This window comes from Flammeovirgaceae bacterium, from assembly GCA_015180985.1.
Taxonomy (GTDB): Bacteria; Bacteroidota; Bacteroidia; order Cytophagales; family Cyclobacteriaceae; genus UBA2336.
This window is the reverse complement of sequence record CP054185.1, coordinates 3,174,386-3,194,471: the sequence shown is the minus strand read 5'-3', so window position 1 is coordinate 3,194,471 and position 20,086 is coordinate 3,174,386. Positions and strand designations below refer to the sequence as shown.

The 20,086-nt window shown below is 46.0% G+C and carries 7 protein-coding genes; 1 reads left to right on the top strand and 6 read right to left on the bottom strand.

The annotated features are described in order from the left end of the window. Nucleotides 1-35 precede the first annotated feature (35 nt). The 6 genes from HRU69_14615 to HRU69_14590 form a co-directional block, all read right to left on the bottom strand. A complete protein-coding gene (locus tag HRU69_14615) occupies nucleotides 36-6,767 on the bottom strand; it encodes a T9SS type A sorting domain-containing protein (GenBank protein QOI98638.1) in 6,732 nt (2,243 codons plus the stop codon). Nucleotides 6,768-7,285: 518 nt separating this feature from the next. Then, nucleotides 7,286-8,578 (bottom strand): hypothetical protein, encoded by a 1,293-nt coding sequence (locus HRU69_14610; protein ID QOI98637.1) that lies wholly within the window; start codon nucleotides 8,576-8,578, stop codon nucleotides 7,286-7,288. Then, nucleotides 8,575-9,648 (bottom strand): PorT family protein, encoded by a 1,074-nt coding sequence (locus HRU69_14605; protein QOI98636.1) that lies wholly within the window; start codon nucleotides 9,646-9,648, stop codon nucleotides 8,575-8,577. The genes HRU69_14610 and HRU69_14605 overlap by 4 nt, the downstream gene beginning before the upstream one ends. A gap of 6 nt (nucleotides 9,649-9,654) precedes the next feature. Next, nucleotides 9,655-12,804 (bottom strand): High-affnity carbon uptake protein Hat/HatR, encoded by a 3,150-nt coding sequence (locus HRU69_14600; protein QOI98635.1) that lies wholly within the window; start codon nucleotides 12,802-12,804, stop codon nucleotides 9,655-9,657. 67 nt (nucleotides 12,805-12,871) lie between these two features. Beyond that, nucleotides 12,872-14,308 (bottom strand): hypothetical protein, encoded by a 1,437-nt coding sequence (locus tag HRU69_14595; GenBank protein ID QOI98634.1) that lies wholly within the window; start codon nucleotides 14,306-14,308, stop codon nucleotides 12,872-12,874. A gap of 18 nt (nucleotides 14,309-14,326) precedes the next feature. Next, complete coding sequence (locus HRU69_14590) at nucleotides 14,327-17,491, bottom strand: HEAT repeat domain-containing protein (protein QOI98633.1); 3,165 nt, start codon at nucleotides 17,489-17,491, stop codon at nucleotides 14,327-14,329. Nucleotides 17,492-17,715: 224 nt separating this feature from the next. Between HRU69_14590 and HRU69_14585 the strand changes: the two genes are divergently transcribed. Then, a complete protein-coding gene (locus HRU69_14585) occupies nucleotides 17,716-20,025 on the top strand; it encodes a PD40 domain-containing protein (GenBank protein QOI98632.1) in 2,310 nt (769 codons plus the stop codon). Nucleotides 20,026-20,086: the final 61 nt, after the last annotated feature.

Sequence of the window (20,086 nt, the reverse complement as noted above, 5' to 3'; positions counted from 1 at the left end):
TCGATTTTCAGGGATGCTGATAAAGTGGGTAAGTACTACCGGCCGTGCACAATCATCACTTTCTTCCGTGCCGTGCCCTGTTGCGATTTAATCTGCAGAATGTACAGGCCAGCAGCCAGTTGGCTGGTGTTGATGGTTTTCATCTGCTGGCCGGCTGAAAACTGTTGTTCAACCAGACTGCGGCCGTGGGCATCCATCAGCACAAACGGTGTAGTTGAGCGTGCCGGTTCGGGCAGCAGAATGTTCAGTTCATGGCTGGCCGGGTTAGGGTACAACTCAATTTTTTCGGCAAAGGCCGCATCTTCGATGGCGGTGATCACTCCACTGGGTATGAAGGTTGGCGCAATGTCAATTGTTGCCTGATGAACTTCTTTGGTGGTCATATCCTGAATAAAGGCAACAATGGCGATATTATTTAGGTTAGTAATGTCAACCGGTCGCCAATCAAACACAAGAGAGTCTGAAGTGATCTGGTCAATCAGTGTACCGGCAGGTGAAGGTAAAAATTTGCGTAGTACATGCTGGTTTCCTGAAACATTCTTTTCAACTACGGCAACGAGCAAAGTGGCTTTGTTCCCTAGAACAGTACCTATTTTTGAAAAAACAACATTTACTCTTAAGGTATCTGATCCAAGCAGTGGAAGTGTTTTAACTGAAAGTGAATAAGGTGAGGAAGTTAGTGATCGCTTTAGTTTAAAATCGTTCCACCATCCATTATTAGGATTAGCAGGTAAAGCAAATCCAAATGGGGCAGTAAGATCGCGTGCGCCATCTATGAAACCGATTGGAATGGTTTGATTTGTTACCCCGTAATAAGCTATTCGGGCATTATGATCGGAAGGGTTGGCCGCATTTATAGCATCGGCATCGGGAAAGCTAGCATGGTATTGAACTTTAACAACCTCAGCATCATTTAGAGGTAAATGAGAATTGTAATTATTATTACTTGCCGGAATAAGCGGATTGTCGACATCACTATTGCTGAAATGTTCAACCAGCATTATCCGGTTACGTTCTTCAATGATAACATCATTGAAGGCAAAGCCATCAAATTCATCACGCTCATCGCTTGAAAAAGCAATTCTAAAACGTACGTTGTTGTTGCCGGCCAATACATCAATAGAGTTTTTTGCTGTCAGCCAATCCTGTTGTGTTCTTCCTGTCCATCCGTATTGATTAAAACCGCCAGGAGCTGAAGAGATTGTTTGGTTTTCATACCAGTTGATCCCTGAGGTTGTAGTTCCAACTACTTGCCAGGTTGCGCCTCCATCAATCGAAGATTGTAGTAATGCACCGTCTTTACCCGGATCGGTGTTGGCCCAATATTGCATGGAAAATACAGGTTTAGTAAATGCCGATAGGTCAAAACAAGGGCTGTTGACATAAGAATTGTCAGACTCTCTGTAATTTCCAGAAGGATTAGTTATCCAGACATTACCTATAGTATTGGTCATCACTGTTTTACCTGTTAGTGCAGCGAATGACCATGTTGATGTGTTGGAACGATCTTCTTCAATCCATAAACCTCCCGGAATAGAATCCATTTTATAGGGATAGGTAATATTCGGCTTTAGTTTTTCAAGAATTCCAACTTGGTGTTGTATAGTGTCGGGGCATGCACCAACATTTGTTGCAGTACGTCCGATTAAACTTACCAGGTAACGGTTGTTGGCCGTAGAATAGCGATGTTCAGGTGCTCCGTATGTTGCAGTAGTTTGCCCACCATGTGTTCCACCGGGAATACTGTTGTTTAATGGATTGTTCGGTAAGGTAAAACCATCGCCAAAATTCCATTGAGCGGACGCAATTGGTATATTGGAACTAATGGAGAATTTAGTGAAATCGTTTTTACAAACATTAGAATAGTCAAAGTCTACGCGAGGATAAGCTCCAATTACCTGAATGGCCTCAGTACTATCACGACAAACTTTAAGAGCACTGGGACCATTTGTTACAATGAGTCGTATTAGATAAGAAGTTTGAGTAGCTCCTGCAAGACCTGGAAAAACATGGTTAATTGTTTCAGTGGTTGTTCCTGATCGTATGGAATCACCAAGGACCCATTTCCACGAATGGTTATCAGGATCAGGTCCGGCTGTATAAGTGGCAGGATCGCCATCACAAATCGGAGTAGTTGAAAATGTTGCCTTTGGAGCATCTACCTGGCTGATTGTATAGGTTTTAGTAGTAACACACTGGGAGACCCCTGAGAAATATTCATAACTTATCGTTACGTTGTCATTTACAGGAAGTTGAACTGAACTGATACTGCTTGTTACTGGATTTAATGGAGTGGGGGCACCATTGATTCGCAGTACACCATTTATAGGGGCAAATGTAATTGGGAAAGGTTGGACATTAGAACAGAAAATGTCCCCGTCATTTATTCCGCTGATTGTGATCTCAGCTAACGGAGAGACGGCAAAAATGAATGATGTAGAGGCAGTACACCCAATGACTGCGTCTGTTACAATGTAGGTAACTCTAAAAGTTGCGTCACTGGTGTTGCTTGCTCCTCGTGTTACAGCATCGTCAAAGTAAAAACTTGGATCAAATGTGAAAGTGTGTGAATTTATAGTTTGTACATAACCCAAAGTCAGGTATTCAATTTCATACTTATAGGTGCTGCTGGGTGGCTGATTCCCAAGTACAGTCAGGTCAGCGTCATTATAACAGAAATTATTGTCGGGAGGTGGATTGTTCGTTGAGACATCAGTTACCGTTACTGTAAGTGCAGGCTTTGGTCGTACAATGTAACTACGGTTTATTGAGTAAACACAACCCTGGGCATTTGTGTAGTTGGCGGTGATAACTATGGTTTGTGGCGTTGTTGCTCCGGGGGCTTGTTGGTCGAACGCAGTTTTAGGTGTGAATACCCCAACACCATTTCCGCTGTCCGATATTCCGTAACCGCTGTATGAAATTCCGCTGGTAATAGCCGGACCTCCTGCTGTAAATCCCATGGTAATATTAATACTCGCTCCTTCGTAACAAAATTCGGTATTGTTGGGTGGTACAATTGACCGGAATACAACCGGATCGGATGGATAAATGGTGGTTCCTCTGATTTGCCTTCCCACACAACCGGTTACGCCATCCGAACCCACCGTACCTGGGTCAACTGAATATCGTATCCATTTTGTAACTGCTGAAGCAGCTCCTTCAAAGGCTTCTTGCGGATTAAATTCACCTAAACCCGGAGCAATTCCTTCGGTTACATCTTTAATACCGTCACCTACAACATCCCCAAAAGTAGAAGGGTTTTCGTTATACGGGTCATTACTGATTTCAAATGATCCGCCTGGTTTATTTCCGGTTAAGGTAAAATTTGTATTAATATTACAGTAGCTGGTATTAAGTCCTGCAAAACTTACTATTGGTACAGGATTAATATTTACAAATTCACCGTTAAATGAAAAGGCAGCAACAGAACCATTATTAAATCGCCAACCGAAATCAGAACCAATCGGCATATTATATGGTGCAGTTGCCAGTGGATTGGCAAACTCAACGAAAACAGAAATAAAAGCGTATGTGCAAGTAGGGCAAGTTCCATAGATTCCGCCACCAGGCGGATAGGCTTGGTCGGTAAGGAACTGGGATGGATAGAATCGATAGTTGTCAAGTGTCCATCCGCCTACAGTATAGGTTCCCGGCACCTTTTGAACGCCATTATTTTGCCCATAGTAAGTAGCATATTCATTACGGATGATTCCTGAAATAGTAGACTTAAGGGGCGAGTAACCATAATTTGGTACATAAACTGTATTCCAGGTATTTATAAAATTTTGAATTTCGGTGATAATGGCAGGCGAGATCTCCAGGAGCACGGAACCTTCATTGTTACAATACTGTACTTCGAGGTTAGGAAAAACATCATAGGCATTGGCTACTTCAAAATTCTGAACCACACTTTTAGTGCATCCGTTCGAAAGGGTGGCTGTGTACGTTACTGGCCAGCCAGGAGAGGTATTTACACCAGCCAGTTCTGGATCGAACTGATAGGTGCCGCTAAGTTGTGTTACACCCACACCAGAGAAAACACCTCCAGGCGGGTTTCCAACGAGTTCAACAGGGTTACTATTAACGGTAAAAAAGTAGGTGGTAGGTTGGTCGATAGTTACATTTTGAGATAAATTCTTTACCGTAATTTGCTTAATGGAAGGCGTTGAGGAGCAATTATTGCCATCAGTTACAATAATCTGGTAGTTATACGTTTGATCGGTTGCCCCGGGGTCAGGCATGGTGTGAACCGGGTTGGCAGTCGAAGCTGGTGAGCCAGGACCTGTCCAAGTATATGAGTAGGAACCAGAACCTCCCGATGCCGTTGGCGAACCTCCTAACGTAACACTGCTGCCAGAGCAAACGGCATTTACACCTGTTAAATTAGGCCCTGCATTTGCAACAGGCAATGAAGTAATTATAATAGTTACAGTAGAAGCCACACTTTCGCATCCATCAACCTGGGTAACGTATCGTATATAGGTACCTGGTGATGGACTGGCACCTATTAATTGCGCAACCGTTCTTGAGCTTGCGTTAATAGCATTGACTGAAGTCAGTGCTGCGTCATTATACCAATTGAACGTTTCAGGGGCAGGGTCTGGATCGGTAGCTGATATTGAGATGCTTGAGAAATTATCGTTCACACAATAGGAATTATCTCCGGCAGGGTAAACAACTGTTGGTGCAGATGGTGCAGTGCCGCCATTAATTGTTGCTAACGTGGTTATATCCGGTGAGATGCCCTGGATGCTCAGGGTAGAGGTTGGTTTAACAACAACGATGGCCGGTGGAGCCATTGATCCGTCACGCGAAACCTTTAGTCCTGAAATAGTTATTATATCCGTTTCATTTCGGGCAGATGCATCAAATTGAATGGAAAAAGTAGCCTGTGTAAAGGTAATGGATGTAACTGTTATTGCCTGGATGTCACCACCTGGACTAAAGGTAGCAGTTACACCGGAAACACTAGGATTGAACACGTAACCAGTTTTATCGAATCCTAGTACCAATGTTAAGGTTCCACTATTTGTACCCTGGAGGTTGTTGTTATTTACCTCAGCAATTACAATGTCTCCTAATGTTGAAAATTGTCCAAGGCATGTACCTACTACAGGCGCTGTAATTGTTACACCGGATGTTGTTGTGAAATTCCAGTTCCCTGCAGTTGTTCCGGTATAATGATTTGTTGAACCGTCTCTGAAAACCCTGTTTCCAATAAGTATATTATAAGCTGTGTTTACTTCAAGTTGTGTGGAGAGGGTTATTGTAGCCACATTGCCAACAATACTTATTGAGCCATCGGGACCTGACCCATCCCGGTTAACGACAAGGTCGCCTGATCCGGATTTATCAAATTCAATTAGGTTATTTGATCCTGTAAATGCAGCCGATGAAATAAACACATCTTCATTAAACGTAATTGTGAAAACTTGGTCGGTCGGAATACCTGTTGAATTATCAACTGGATTAAATCCAGTTACCAATGGGGGACCAGTTGCTGTACTGATTGAAATACCGGATGACCACAAGGTTCCTTTCCGGGTAAATATCGTAAAGTAATATACATTACCTGCTGTCAGGTTTGTTACTGTTTGTGTGCTTGTACTTCCTTTGTAAACCACCTTGCCCCCGTCAAAAACAGAACTTGAACCACTGGTAAAGTCCAAATTTGCAGTATATGCTGTGCCATCTCCAGTGGGTGTACCTGTTACAGCTGAACCCTGTTTAACTACTATCATTACTTCATCAAGACAGGCGGGGTTGGTCCAGCCAATAGTACCGGTTGTATTTGTGTCACTGATGGTCAAGCCTGTTGCATTGGTAGGCGTACAAATGGTAGTTGTACTGATTTCAATCCCGGCTGACCAAGTGGTTCCTTTCCGAGTAAAGACCTTAAAAAAGTATGTAGTGCTGATTGAAAGGCCTGTAACATTTACGGAATTACCAGAGCCCTTGTAAACCACTTTTCCTGACGTATCAAAGATTGTTCCGGCACCACTAAAATCTGATTCGGCCGTATAGCCTGAGCCATCTCCGGTAGGAGTCCCGGAAATTGTTGAAGTTTTGGCAACCATCAGTACTTCGTCAAAGCATGCTGGGTTAGTCCATGATAATGAAACAGAGTTAGCGGATGGACTACCTGCCAAGCCTGTAACATTTGGGGGTGTTGTAAGCGTGTTACCACTAAATGTATGAGCTGGCGAATAGGACGTTCCGTTAGCATTAAATACCAGAAAATGATAAGTTGTACCTGGGCTAAGTGCTGTAATATTAATGGAAGTTCCCGTTCCTTTATAAATACAATATGCATTTGCATCGTGTTGATAAGGCGTCCCGGAACCAAATGCAGCATTATTTGTATACGTTGAGATATTACTTGTTGGAGTTCCAACGGTAATTGCTGATCCAGATTTTGCAAAGACTACAATTGTGCCGACTGTACCTGGATTTGTCCAAATTGGAGTACCGGTATTTAAACATGCTTGGGAAAATGAACCTCCGGATGCTGGTGCAAATGGAATCGCACTGACTTCAACACCATTTGACCATGTAGTTCCTTTGCGAGTAAAAATTCTAAAAAAGTAAGTTGTTCCATTGGTTAGGCCAGTTACAGAAACAGAAGTTCCATTGTTTTTATACACCACTTTACCGGTTACATCAAAACTCGTTCCGCTACCCCCAAAATCAGCATCTGCAGTATATGCACTTCCATCGCCCGTTGGTGTTCCGGCAATAGTTGTTGTTGGCTTTGCAATAACCATAACCTCATCAAAACAGGTTGGATTTGTCCAGTTTAAGGTAACCTGATTGTTATCCGAAATTGTTTGTACCGATGAGGCATTAGCCAGAGTGGAGGTAGGCCCCCCGCTGAAAGTATGGGGAGCAGAGTATGTTGTACCGTTTACATTGTATGCAAGAAAATGATAGGTCGTTCCAGGGGTTAGATTGGTTATTGAAACAGAGGTGCCTGATGTTGATGATTTGTAAATACAAAATGCCTCAGGATCATTTTGATAGACTGTCCCACTGCCGAATGTTGTACTTGCTGTATAACTAGATTCATTACTCGTTGGAGTGCCAACGGTAATGGCCGAACCTGCCTTTGCAAAAATTAAAATGGTGTTTATTGTTCCCGGATTTGTCCACGTAACATCGCCATCGGCACATGTTGTAGCTGTGAATGACCCACCGGAAACCTGTGAGAATGCCGGTGAAAAGGATATACTTAATAACAAAAATAATAATTTAAGAAAAAGATACTTGTACGTATTCATATTCATCAGTTCTTCAGTTCACCGTTTTTATCCGTTTTAATCAAAAAAATGGAGGGTACGCTCCCCACTAGGTTTGTTCCGCAAATCAGCAAACCCTGGTCTTCTGTTTCGCAGATGGTACTTACTGTTTCGCTGCCTGTGCCGCCCAGAGATTTCATCCAGCGCATGTTGCCGTTGATATCTGTTTTAATCAGCACCAAATCATTTGCACCGTTTCCTTTTTGCGGGTTGGTAACAAAATGGCCGGCTATCACAAAAGTGCCATCGCTGGTGCCGGTAATAGCAGTTCCATAATCCTGTATTTCTGAATTTGTTTCTCCGATGGCGCCTGTTTGCTCCGAAAGTATAGCGTCAAAAAACTTTACCGTGGCCGGAATAATATTACCTGACGCATCGGTTCGCGCAAAGAAGACATTAGCGCCTGAGCCATTCGTGCTTGCCCTGGTACCGGTAATGCCATAGCCGAAGGCTACGGACTTTGCTGGCTGGATATCATTTGGTCTTAACGATTGAGATGTTGTTTCTCCGAGTAAACTGTAGTTAACAAATACTGAGCCCTCCTGTACAAAGGGTACACTAACATAAGAAAAATCGAAATTTTGTTGTTCCTGCGCTACTGCGCTTGCCCAAATGTAGTTGCCGTTTATAAAGTGTAGGGACTTGGCGTTCCGGTAACTCCGGTTGATGGAGGCAAATTCTTCGTACCACTCTATGGTTGAGAGGTCGGCATTATATCGTTGTAGGTACGGCCGTTCAGGTGCCGTAATTGAGGTTTGGTAGGTACCCAGAACAACCACCTTTCCTGCCGGAGTTACGGTAAGCGATACCGCCCGGTAATCTGTTTTAACGGTATTGGCAGTACCATCGTTCAGGTAAATTGTTTTGATGCTATCCAAATCGTTACTGATGTGCAGCATGCGGGCCGAAACGATATCAATGTTGTCGGTTGGTGTGGCGTTCGGGTCTGTTTTAATCTTCTCGCCAACAACCAGGTAACCGTTGCCATTCGGTAAGGCTTTAATGGCGTTTCCCGACCCGCCCTGGTAATAGTGCATATTGCCGATGCGGTTTCCCCGTTTGTCGGTTTTAAACACCACGGTAACCACCGAGTCCCGGGCAATGGTCATATTGCCTACCACAATAAAACCGTCCGGAGTAAGTTCGGCAGCCGCAGCCTCAATGCCCTGGATGCCGTTGAACACCTTCATAAACGTTGCGCGCTCCGAAGGTTCAGCGTCTTCCAGGTTATTGCAGGTGGTGAGCGTAATAAGTGCAAATAGGGTTGCGTAAACTCTCATTTTTTATGTTTCAGTTTTTTAGGGATGAACACTTCATACACATAGCCCACGCTGAGCGATAGCGATGACATTTTGAAGATAGAGTCGGCAAAGCCGTAATCCAACACCAGCGCTTCGTTGGCATACGCATGTTCGGCAGTAGTAATGTTGGTAAGGCCGTGGGCATAGCGTAACTCCAGTATAATTACCCCGGGGCGCAACGGCCATTTAACCCCGGCTGTGACCAATGCATTCAGGTTGATGGCGTTGAATTGAAAGTCTTCACTTTTTTCAGGTACGGAGGGCTGGCCATCGCGCAGTTTTTCGGCCGTGAGTTTCCGGTTCAGCATCAGTTCGGGCGAAATACCAAGACCGACATACGGGTTGAATTTGTCGTTGTTGATAAAGCGGTATTGTAGTATAACCGGCAGGGTCAGCAGGTTTTGGGTTTCCACACCTTGTAACTGATTAAACAACTCAACGCCTGTAGTCGGCTCAGTACCGCGGCTTTCCTGCTGGTTGATTTGAAATTTTCGCTGCTGGTAGAGGAGTTCACCGTGCAGTGTCCACTTCTTTTTGGTGCCAAACAGCGAAAGCGGTACATCGGCCACTGCGCCAAACTGAATAGCAAACGACCGTTTATACTTGCTGTCACCGGTAAACTCGGTTACGTAAACCAGTTCTGAAATATTGGGTTGCGAAAAATTTCCGCCAAGCGCTGCGCCAATCCGGTAAACAGGTTCTTTTCTGAATGTGTTGTACAGGGCCACAAACTCGGCCGGGTCAACGGCTTCGTTGGGCTCGTAGTAGGGGTCTGTCTTTTTCATGTTGAGCATGGCCTCATCGGCCTTATCCGGTTCTTCCAGGTAGATGTAACTCAGGCAAAGGAGTTTGTAGGCCTCTACACGTTCCTGTTTTTGGTCTTTTCCGAAACCAGACGGCTCTAAACATTTAGCCAACTGTCCTTCTATTTCATGAAGGCGACCTTGTTCGTACGTAGCGCGTGCCAGCCGCAGGGTTTGCACGCAATCCTGTGCAAGAGCAGGAAAGGCAACACTTAGTAAAACTATAACCGGGTAAAGTCTATTCATGCACTATCAGTTTTTATTGGGTGGAAGATTTTTGCAGGTTAATTCCTTGGGCAGGTCAGCCCCCACATACGTGTTCCAGTCATCGTCACTCATATTTTGTTTAATGGCCCAGTCGCACAAAATATTTGACATGGTAGCAAGTTTAGTGGGGTAAGCCCGGATGCTTTCTTCGTTTTTTAACTGGTCTTGCCGGATGGTTTGCTGGGCGCTGTGCAGGCCTACCATAATCTGCTGGTCATCGGGCGAGAAGGTGAGCGTCCACACCCAATCCAGGTGATCTTTTAATTCAATGGGTGGCACGGTAAGCTTGCTGACATTCCACAGGCGTACGGTTTTGTCTTTGCTGGCCGAAGCAAAGAATGTGGCCGTATGGTTATACCGGATTTGTTCAATCGGACCACGGTGCCCTGAGAGGGTTCGCACTACAATGCCTGCCCTTACAATGCGTAACAGGCCAGCGTTATTACCCACAATCAGCAGGTTATCGGTAGGATGCCAGGTTAATGCGGTAAGGGGTGAATTACCGAGTTTGATTTCAGTGGCTTTATAACTATTGGCAATATCCCATATATATAAAGTGCCTTTGTCGCCTACACCGGCCAGCTTTGTGCCGTCAGCACTCAGTTCAATGGAGTTGATTTTTTCGGGCGGGGAAATTACTTCACGCGTAGTGGAAAAGTCGGAGTATTTGATGCTGTGGCCCCCGTTGTCGCGGGCGTACAGCCCTTTGCCATCGGGAGTAAACTGCACATTTTCAACAGCTTTGTAAAACCCGGTTATTTTTTTCGGACTGCCCATGGTCTTAAGGTCGTACAATTCAATGTAGTTACGGGTATCATCTACAAAGTTTAAACCGGCAGCAGCCAACCTTGTCTCAGCGGGGTCAATGTCCATAGCATACACCTGGTAGTCACTGCGCTTTTTCACCAGTTCAGTGCCTACCCATTTACCGTTTTCATTATTCCACCGGATGATTTTGCCATCGCTGCCGCCCGAGTAAATATCCGCATCACTGCGGTGGGTAACCAGCGCGCGGGCAGCGCCATACTCGTGGCCTCTCAAACTTTCCGTAAGCGGGTGATTGGTGTTGCGAAGGGCATAAAACAGGCCATTGTAAATATCGTTGTCGTACTCCTCGCCACCATGATCCTTGTTAAAATAGTAGGCCTGTTGTGCAAGTGCGGCCTCGAGGGAAAGGTCATTGTTCAGTTCCTGCGATTTTAGGGCCATAGCTTTGGCCTGCGCCACGTAGCGTTTGTTCCGGGCATCGGCTTCGGCCCTGCGCGCGGCCTCGGCATTCAGGTTAGCCTTCAATTCATTTTCTTCGGCTTTGCGTTGGTTTTGCCTGGCTAACTCCTCCTGGCGTTTTGCTTCGGCTTCCTGCCTGCGGGCTTCTTCCGCATTTTGTTCAGCTTGTTTTTTTGCTTCTTCAGCGGCAGCACGTTGTTCGGCTTCGGCCTTTTGTGCGGCTAATGCAAGGTCGCGTTGTTCTCGTGCATCGTCACGTGCTGTTTCGGCTTCCTTTTTAAGAAATTCAGCCCGGAGGCGCTGCTTTTCTGCTTCCTGGAAGTTCTTCTCGGCTGCGGTTTTCTGAATGAAGGCGTACACCAGAAACATTAAGGCGATTACCGTAAGTGTTCCGAACACGATGGCCGTGATACGGGCACGCTGCAGTTTGCGTTTCTGCTCGAGTTCGCGGATACGTTGCTCGGTCTCGAATTCTTTTTTGGAGTATTCGAGGAACACCATCGTACGCTCGAAGGCCGGGTGGTAGCGCTGCCCCCAGATTAACGTAGGCTTGTGCTTGGCCTGCCAGTTCAGCGCCAGTTGCAAATCGGGTGGGCGCCACAGGCCTGATTTACCCACCTGGTACATGGAAGCGGCTTCGGCCAGGCGCAGGTACATCTGCACGGCATCGGCTTCGTCATCCACCCAGTTTTTCAACCGCACCCAAATCCGCATCAGACTCTCGTGCGAGATGTCGATCATGGATTTGGACGTAATAGGCGAGCCGTGTGCCGGGGTGAGTAAGGACCTGCCGGGTTCCCGGAACTTCTCGATCACTTCAATAACTTCATCTTCCGAGCAATCGGCAATGGCTGCTATTTCGTTGAGCCGGGTAGGTCTGCGGATGCCGAAGTTTTCACCGCGTTTTTCGGTAATGGCTTTAAACAGTACTTCGCAAATGCGTTGCTGGTCTTCGGTCAGTTCATCGAAGGCTTCATTGGCGTGCATGCTCAAGGCTTCGCGCATGGTGCCGATTGCCTCGTAATGTTTCAGGTCAACGGGCTCATCTTCATAATCGCGGTAGTTAGCCCAATAACTCCAGGTACGCATCAGCGCGTGCTGAAGAATGGGCAACTGGTCGGGGTTATCGCCCAGATCATTAAGCAGTTGCTGAACCAGTCGCGGGGTTATCTGCGCACCGCCTACAGCAACGGGGCCTTCAATAGCCCTGCGTTTTTGTTCACGGGTGAGTTGGGGTATCAGGTAGTGGCTGTCGTTGATTTTGCGGGTAAGTTCCGGAAATTGCGCACAGTCGCCAATGAAATCCGATCGCATAGTGATAGCAACATAAATTGGGGAGTCCGGATAGTTAATAGCTTCAATGAGCAGGTTTACAAAGGCCAGCGTTTCATTTACTGAATTCGGATCGGTGCTGTCTTTAAAGCGGAACAATTCTTCAAACTGGTCAACCAGAATCAGGTAGTTCACATCGGCCGATCTGCGCGATTGTTCCACGGCCTCCACCAGCCCCAGCGAACTGCTTCGCAGCAGGGTTGAGAAGATGGTGCGTTTGATTTTGCGCTCATCCGCATCGGCATCAAGATACTCCTTATTATTCTTCAACAGCGACTCGGCCAAATTATCAATCGGCCCGGCCCCCGGACGGGTTACCACAACTTCCCAATTAGGGCTGGCATCGGTGAGGAAGCCACCATATAATATGGGAAGCACTCCGCAGTAAATAAATGATGATTTACCGCTTCCGGAAGGGCCGATAACGCCCACGAAGCGGTTCTTCGATAACTTCAAGAGGACCTCATCGCTTTGTCCTTCACGGCCGAAAAAGAGATGACTCTCTTCAATTTTGAATGGCCGCAACCCCGGGAAGGGATTAAGGGTGGCGGTTTTTTGTGTGGTGGAGGGGTTCATACTTGTAAGATTTTAAAACCCATTTATGATTTTAGATATGAGATGATTAGACATAAGACACATAGGTTCATCCATTAAACTCATCCAATAATGACTTAATTGACTGGGGTGTGTCTCTCGGGTCCGATTCAACCAACCGGATGTTTTGGTTTTTAAATGCATCCAGATTGAGTTTTGAGCCTGGTGTTGTTACTACCGCCTTTCCTTTAATCGGTTTCTTTCGGCCAAAGCCGGGCGCCTTCAGCAGGTCCAGCACTTTCATACGCACCCACTGGTCGTTTACCTTTCCTTTATAAATAATAGCGCTGTCGAAGTTGCGTAAGTTCTCAATGTGTTTTTGCCGCAGGTCAAGTAGTTCACCATTAAACTCGGGTGTTAAAACTTTATATCCTGATTTTTCGATTGTTTCGATAATGGGTTTTACTTCGTTTGCATCCACTTTATCATGTACCAGGTAAACGGATTTACCACCGGTTTCATCCAGCGAACGCTTTTCCGGAGAATCCATCAGTTCTTCGCGAACAATATTCTTAAAATCTTCCAGCGGGGTTTGCAGGATTTCGGCACCCTCCTGTGCCTCGGTGTCGCGCTTAATGTTTTCGATGAATGCTTTCTGTCTTTCGCTGGCATTGACGAGGTTGGGTGAGATCCAGATGAGTCGGGTAAATTCATCTTTGCTTACCCGATGGCTTTTCTCCGCAGCATACCGGTTTTGTAAATCAATAATTGAGCGTTCGGCTCCTTCCGGGATTTCACCATAGGCACTGCCGATGAGGTGTATGGATAAACTGGCTTCGTCAACATCCCTTCGTACAATCCGCTCAAATTCATTGATGTTATCGGGCAGGGTTTTGTTCGGAAGTACAATGTACCCGTGTCGCTGTAGTTCGCGCTTGATGATGTTGCGCTGCACCGATAAGTCGTGGCCGGTTTCGGCTAAGTAGATGGTTTTTCTGCGGTGTATATTTTTAACCTCGGTTTTCTCGGCTCCCTTCAGTTCGGCCAGGGTATCGTAAATGTCATAGGCCAGGTCAACCATTTTCATCCAGTATTGCCGCTCCGCATCGGTGCTGAAGTAATCGGTGTATTCGCGTACTTCACCCGTTTCATTATCGAGTTGGTACATCTCATATCCGATTAATTCGCGCAGGCGGGGTGGTTGCTCCTGCAGCGAAAGGGGTGTTTTAAAAACTTTAAAGACCCGGTTGCGGTTTTTGCCCGAGGCTTCGGTAGTTTTATAGAACGTCTCAAGATTATCCAGGCACTGACCGGAACGGATAAAATCTGGCGACAGTATGCTGACAAGGGTTGCTGCGTTATCCAGTTTAGGCGAGGTCATGCTGTCGAACTCACTCTTCAGCATAATGTTTGGTTTTTCGCCCAGCACCTGCGACAGCATCAGATCGAGGAACTTTTTGAACTGGGTAACCCAGCCGGCCTGATCTTTGTTTTTTTCGTTATCCCTATCGGCAAAGATGATGAGTACATCAATATCGAACTTCATGTTGGTTAAGGTTATCGGTTAGGCTATAGTTTTTTGTTCAGTTGCATTTTTAATCAGTTGCTCCACCAATTCATGGTGGTTGGCAATCACAAAATAGAAGTCAACGAGGTTTATTCTGAATACCACGGAACGTTCCGTTGCTTCCAGTGAATCAGGGTGAATGCCGGCACCGTTCTGCCGGAAAATATCGCCATACACACTGCCTGTTTGCAGTGTCAATCGGACCAGGTCGCCTTCTTTGAGTGTTACAGCACCGTGGGCAACAATAAAAATAGGGGCGTTCTGGTCGGAGGTAAAGTTTACTTTCTCGCCAGGTGTAAGGTCAAGCGGAATAATTTTATCGAACAGGTCGGCCAGCAACACCCCGCTGATGTTTTTAAATTCGGGTAGCTGTTTTAAAAAGAGCACCATTTCAATGCCGAGGAAGAAGCCGTCATTCAAGCCGTCCAGCAACTGGTTGTTTTCGATTGCCGAGTCCAGAAACTTTTTGTCGCGGTTGGGCAGGCGCTGGCTGATAACGGTGTAGGCGGCCCGGTCTTTGTTATAAATAACCCAGGCAGCGGTTTCCTGAAGCAACTTGTCTTTGTTGAACATCTGGGCGATGAGCCCGCGGCTGATGCGAAAGTCTTTAATAAAGGCTGAGGTGTAAACGGCACACACTTTCGTCCAGCGGTTGTTTTGATTGAAATCGCGATTCAGGATGTAGTTGATAACCTGGATGGGGTTATAGCTTTCGCGCGGAAAGTAAATCTGCAGTTGTTCAAGTTTTTTTTCGATAGCGATGTCATCGAAAAGCGGAAAGAGTTTGGGTTTCAGGTCCTGGTCAACAAACAAATCCATCAGTTCAATGGCATAGGCAATACCGTTGGGGTCGCCCGATTGGATGTTTTCGCGTACCAGTTGTACAGCTTCGGGGTCGTACAGAATCGAGAGCAGGATGGTAATCTGATCGTAGTTTAGCCGAATCTCCTCGCGCACAGCTTCGCGCAATAACATATACTCTTCCTGGTCGGGCAGTTCGCTTAAAGCAGCCAGGTTCCAAAGGGTTTTCCCAATTTCGGTTTCCAGCAGGTCCATTACTTCGCGTGCCTGCCTGCCGGTAGCCCGGTAGTTGATGTATCGCAGCGAATAAAGAATTTGCTTCACAATACGCTTGTCCGGGTAATCGGCTTTTTTCCATAGTAGTTGCAACGCCTTATCGCCTCCAATGCGCCCCATAATTTGCACAATGCGTAACATCACCAGGTCAGTCTGGCCGGATTTATGAAAAGCAGTTTCCAGTGAATCCAATGCTGCCTCTCCCGCTTCAATCAATGCCGATGCGGCCTGGTGGCCATAGGAGGGGGAAGAAAGCAGGTCAATGAGTACCGGAAATGTTTCGGGCCGTTTAACCTTCCGCGCAGTTACGATGGCTTCGTTGCGCACATTGTAATCAACATCGCGCAATAATTCCAGTAAGACAAAAATGGTGCGTTGACTGATAAGTTTTCGCAATAGTTTGACGGCCAGTATGCGGTCGGCCGGTTTTACCGATTTGCTCAGTTTCATCAGCCGGTCGGGCGCAATGGAAAGCACATCGCTGTCTTCGGCAGAGCCCTTTGCGGTTTGAGCCAGATCGTGCAACTCCGGATTTTTCTCCAGGTCTTTTTCAATGCCCAGTGCTTTAACACGTTCAACAGCAAATGCTTTAATAGGCGGATTGGTGCTGCCCGTCATCCGGATAATGGCATTTTCAAACAACGCAGGTTCCAGTTTCTCCATCAGCCGGAGGCCATAAATCACTTTGTCCTCGGCCGTGCCATTTACTTCTTTTTCCAGCACTTTGTCAACGGTGTATTCCCTTTCAACATGGCCAACAACCTTGGTCTTATTTTTAACGAGGGTTGTTTGAAGCGTTTGCCTGTAACTGTTGTATATGCGGCTGCCTACAAAATACCAGATGCCGATTACGGGCAGGGTAAACAGGGTGATGTAGAAAATATCGAAAAGCTCAACCCGGTTTATTAAGGCAATCAGGCCCCCGGCAATAACCATGGCAAAAGCGGCCACGGTGCCTTCCAGTTTGGTTTGAATATCGATTTTAATATTGGTTTCGAAGGGCAGTTGGTAGAGTTTAAGTGCGGGTTCGTCCAGCGATTCTTTTACGGAAAGAATAAACAACTGGCTCATGGCAATCATCACGAAAAAGATCGTGAAGGAGGGGCTTTCCAGTGTATACCCGAAAATGATACCGATGACCAGGGCAGCCACAGTAAAAATGGCGATGAGGATAGGGTTAACCAATATAGCGACCCGGAGGCCGTAATCGGCAATCACCCGATCGGCTGCAAACGTCTGGAAAAGGAAGCTGAAGATAACCACTGTGGCCTCAAACAAGGAAAGGAAGTTGGCAAGCTCTTCCGGTTTGAATTGTTGTGTTGATACGTTCAGAAACAGGTAATCGATAAATTTTAAGGTTACCATTCCAATCACGATAAATACCGAGAGGAATACCAGGTACTTGTTTTTGAAAAAGCCAATGATGCTTATCTTCTGATTGGCCTGTTGCTCTTTTTTTAACGACCAGTTTTCGCCACCATATTTTGAAGAAAGGATGAAGAACAGAATGGTGAAAATGGCAATACTCACCAGGCTAATGGTGTACAGCGAATCAATATCGGGCAGCAAGGGCAGTACTACCGGAATGGCAAAGAATGAAATCAGTGAAGCAATCAGGGCTCCCTGGTCAACATTACCAAAGAGGCGCTTGGTTTGCCGCACATTAAACATGCGGTTAAATGCCCCCCAGAAAACAAGCAATACGATAAGGGTAAAGGGTGCCAGTTGTGTAAAACCGAAATAATAAATGCTTTCCTTGTCATTAATAAAATGATCGGCAAATTCGATTGTGGCTGTAATAATGGTTATGGTTATAAGGCTGAGTATACCCAGCAACTGAAAGGGAATCCTTCGCTGGAGAAAATTGTAGGTAATCGTAGCGGCCATACCAAACAGGCCGGCAATGGCAAAGGCGGGTGGCAGGTCGGTTTTTGCATTATGGTTGTTCAGGAAGAGGGTTTGGGCGGCAACGGAGAAGGTGGCCAGAAAGGCCCCCATAAAAAAACTCATAATAAGAAGAAGGACTACGCGACCCTCTTCCCCTTCCTCCAGATCAAACAGGCGGGTGAGCAGACTTTTCTTCATGAAACTCGGCTAAGCAACCTAAAATTCGATATTCTTCAAATCAATTCCTACAATAGCCCAATTTTTTCGATTCCAGTTACTTATGCCTGATTCTGTTTAAGAAATACTTTAACTATCAATTAATAATGACTTAATCAGCCTGTTTTTTACATCCCTGTAAGATTGCTTCTAAAAACGGAGGTTTTTCCCTAAACAATGTGTTTAACATTGCAGCCAAATAATCTATGGTTATGAAAAGACTCCTTTTGTTTCTTGTTGTTAGCATGCCGCTGGCAATACCGGCCGTTGCGCAATCCGGCAAAGCATTGGCCGAAGCCGAACGGTATTTCAGTATTAAAAATTATGAACAGGCACTGCCGTTGTTTCTGGAAGCCATCCAGTCGGGTGAGAAGGACCCGATGGTACACTATAAAACCGGGGTGTGTTACCAGAAATCAAGCACTATCCAGGATCAATCCAAGGCTATTGGCTACTATGTTTTTGCGCTTAAGAACAAAGCCCCGGTTCCTCCTGTGGCCTATTACGATTTAGGTGAACTATACCTGCGCAGCGAAGATCTTCAGCGCGCCATTGAATCATTTAACCAGTACAAAGCACTGGTTAAAGCCGATAAGGCTGCCGTTGCCAGAGCCGATCGCGCCATTGAAATTTGCCACAACGCCATCGCCTTGATGTCGGTACCGCGTTCGGTTACTGTGCACAACTTCAGTTCGGTGGTCAACACAACCTATACCGAATACAACCCGGTGGTTTCGGCTGACGAGAGCACCATGGCGTTTACGGCTTTGCGCCCCAATACGGGCAAAACCCGTTCGGGTGATAAGTTTATTGAAGAAATTTACATTGCCTATAACAACTCGGGTAACTGGTCGGAGCCTGTTCCTATTCCGGTTTCGTCTGAAAAGAACGTGGGTACTGCCGGTATCTCGGCCGATGGCCAGAAGATGATGATCTTTATGGGGGGTGTGGATGACCCCGGTAATATTTTTATGATAAACCGCTCCGGTGAAACCTGGTCAAAGCCAACCGTACTTGCTCCAGCCATTAACAGCAAGTACCTCGAAACCACCGCCAGCATTACACCGGATGGGAAAACGATTTATTTCGCCAGCGACAGGTTAGGTGGAAAGGGTGGCCTTGATATCTATAAAACCGAGTTACTGCCTAATGGTACATGGGGTGCTCCGGTTAACCTGGGCGAACCCATCAATACCAAAGACGATGAGGATGCTCCGTTTATTCATCCCGATCAGAAAACGTTGTTCTTTACTTCCAATGGGCATAACACCATGGGCGGCCGCGATATTTTTACAACTAAACTGGTTAACGGCAAATGGACCAAGCCCGAAAACATGGGGTACCCGGTAAACACCACAGCCAACGACAATTATTTTACACTCATTGCCAACGGAACGCGTGGGTATTTTTCATCCGACCGGAAAGGCGGATTTGGCGCGCAGGATATTTACTACCTGGATATGCCTCCCCACTCATCGAACATTCCGTTAACCATGATCAAGGGAAAAATATTAAATGGCGAAACGGGTAAACCAATGCCTACTAAAATTTATGTGATTGATAATGAAACAAACAAGCGCCTCGACTTTGTGTACGATCCCGATCCGGAAACCGGCAGTTATCTGATCATCTTGCCTCCGGCAAAAAATTATGATATCGTAATTGAGTCGGAAGATTTTCTGCCTTACACCGTAAATGTTAACGTGCCTAACCAGGATTATTTCTACGAATTGTATCAGCAGATAAACCTGAAGGCCATCCGGCAGTTTGATGTGGTGGTGGGCCAGGAAGTGGAAGTGAAAAATGCGTTTTATGATGCCAACCAGGATGTGAAGGCCGACTTGCGGAAATCACATGAAGTGAAGCTGGCACAAACCGGCAAGGTGGATGTGTACGATTTGATGTTTGACCTGATTGCTGCCGGTGATGACGAGGGTGTGGATTATGTGCTGGAACTTATCCGCTTAAGCAATACCATTGATAATGTTGATTTTTCTGACGGCAACAAAAAACTGGAAGTAGCCACTCGTACGTATTACTATGATGAGAGCGATGAAAGTAAATTTGAACAGAAAAATGTAGGCGATAAAACCATCCTGTCGTTGCCTACTTTTGAAGTAACGAAGGAGGCGTTGCAGCAGAAAAACCAACCGGCAAAAAAAGCAGCTGTTTATGATAAAGCTGTTCTTGCCAAGCAGGTAAAAATCTATTTTGATGCCGGTAAGAGTAGCCTGAAGACGCAATACAACCCGCAACTTGATGACGTGTTGGCCATATTAAATAAGTACCCGGATTTGAGTGTGGAAATTTCAGGGTTTGCCTCACAGGAAGGGTCAGAAGAAATGAATCGTGAACTCTCGAACAAGCGGGCTATTGAAGTGCTTAACTACCTGAATCACAGAGGTATTGTGCGCAGAAGAATTGTGGCCAAGGGGTATGGCGCAACGAAAACCGAAAGCAGCAAGGAAGAAGGCCGAAGGGTAGAGGTGCGCATTGTAGATACGGCTGCCTTGTAAATTTTTGATTAATTCTTGGCGTGTGTAGTCGTCCTACGACTTGAAGTCGTAGGACGACTGA

Bases quoted from the DNA above. Each gene is read 5' to 3' on its own strand.
- HRU69_14615 (QOI98638.1), bottom strand. From the start codon at position 6,767: ATGGTTATTGCAAAGCCAACAACAACTATTGCCGGAACACCAACGGGC.
- HRU69_14595 (QOI98634.1), bottom strand. From the start codon at position 14,308: ATGAAGTTCGATATTGATGTACTCATCATCTTTGCCGATAGGGATAAC.
- HRU69_14610 (QOI98637.1), bottom strand. From the start codon at position 8,578: ATGAGAGTTTACGCAACCCTATTTGCACTTATTACGCTCACCACCTGC.
- HRU69_14585 (QOI98632.1), top strand. From the start codon at position 17,716: ATGGTTATGAAAAGACTCCTTTTGTTTCTTGTTGTTAGCATGCCGCTG.
- HRU69_14605 (QOI98636.1), bottom strand. From the start codon at position 9,648: ATGAATAGACTTTACCCGGTTATAGTTTTACTAAGTGTTGCCTTTCCT.
- HRU69_14600 (QOI98635.1), bottom strand. From the start codon at position 12,804: ATGAACCCCTCCACCACACAAAAAACCGCCACCCTTAATCCCTTCCCG.
- HRU69_14590 (QOI98633.1), bottom strand. From the start codon at position 17,491: ATGAAGAAAAGTCTGCTCACCCGCCTGTTTGATCTGGAGGAAGGGGAA.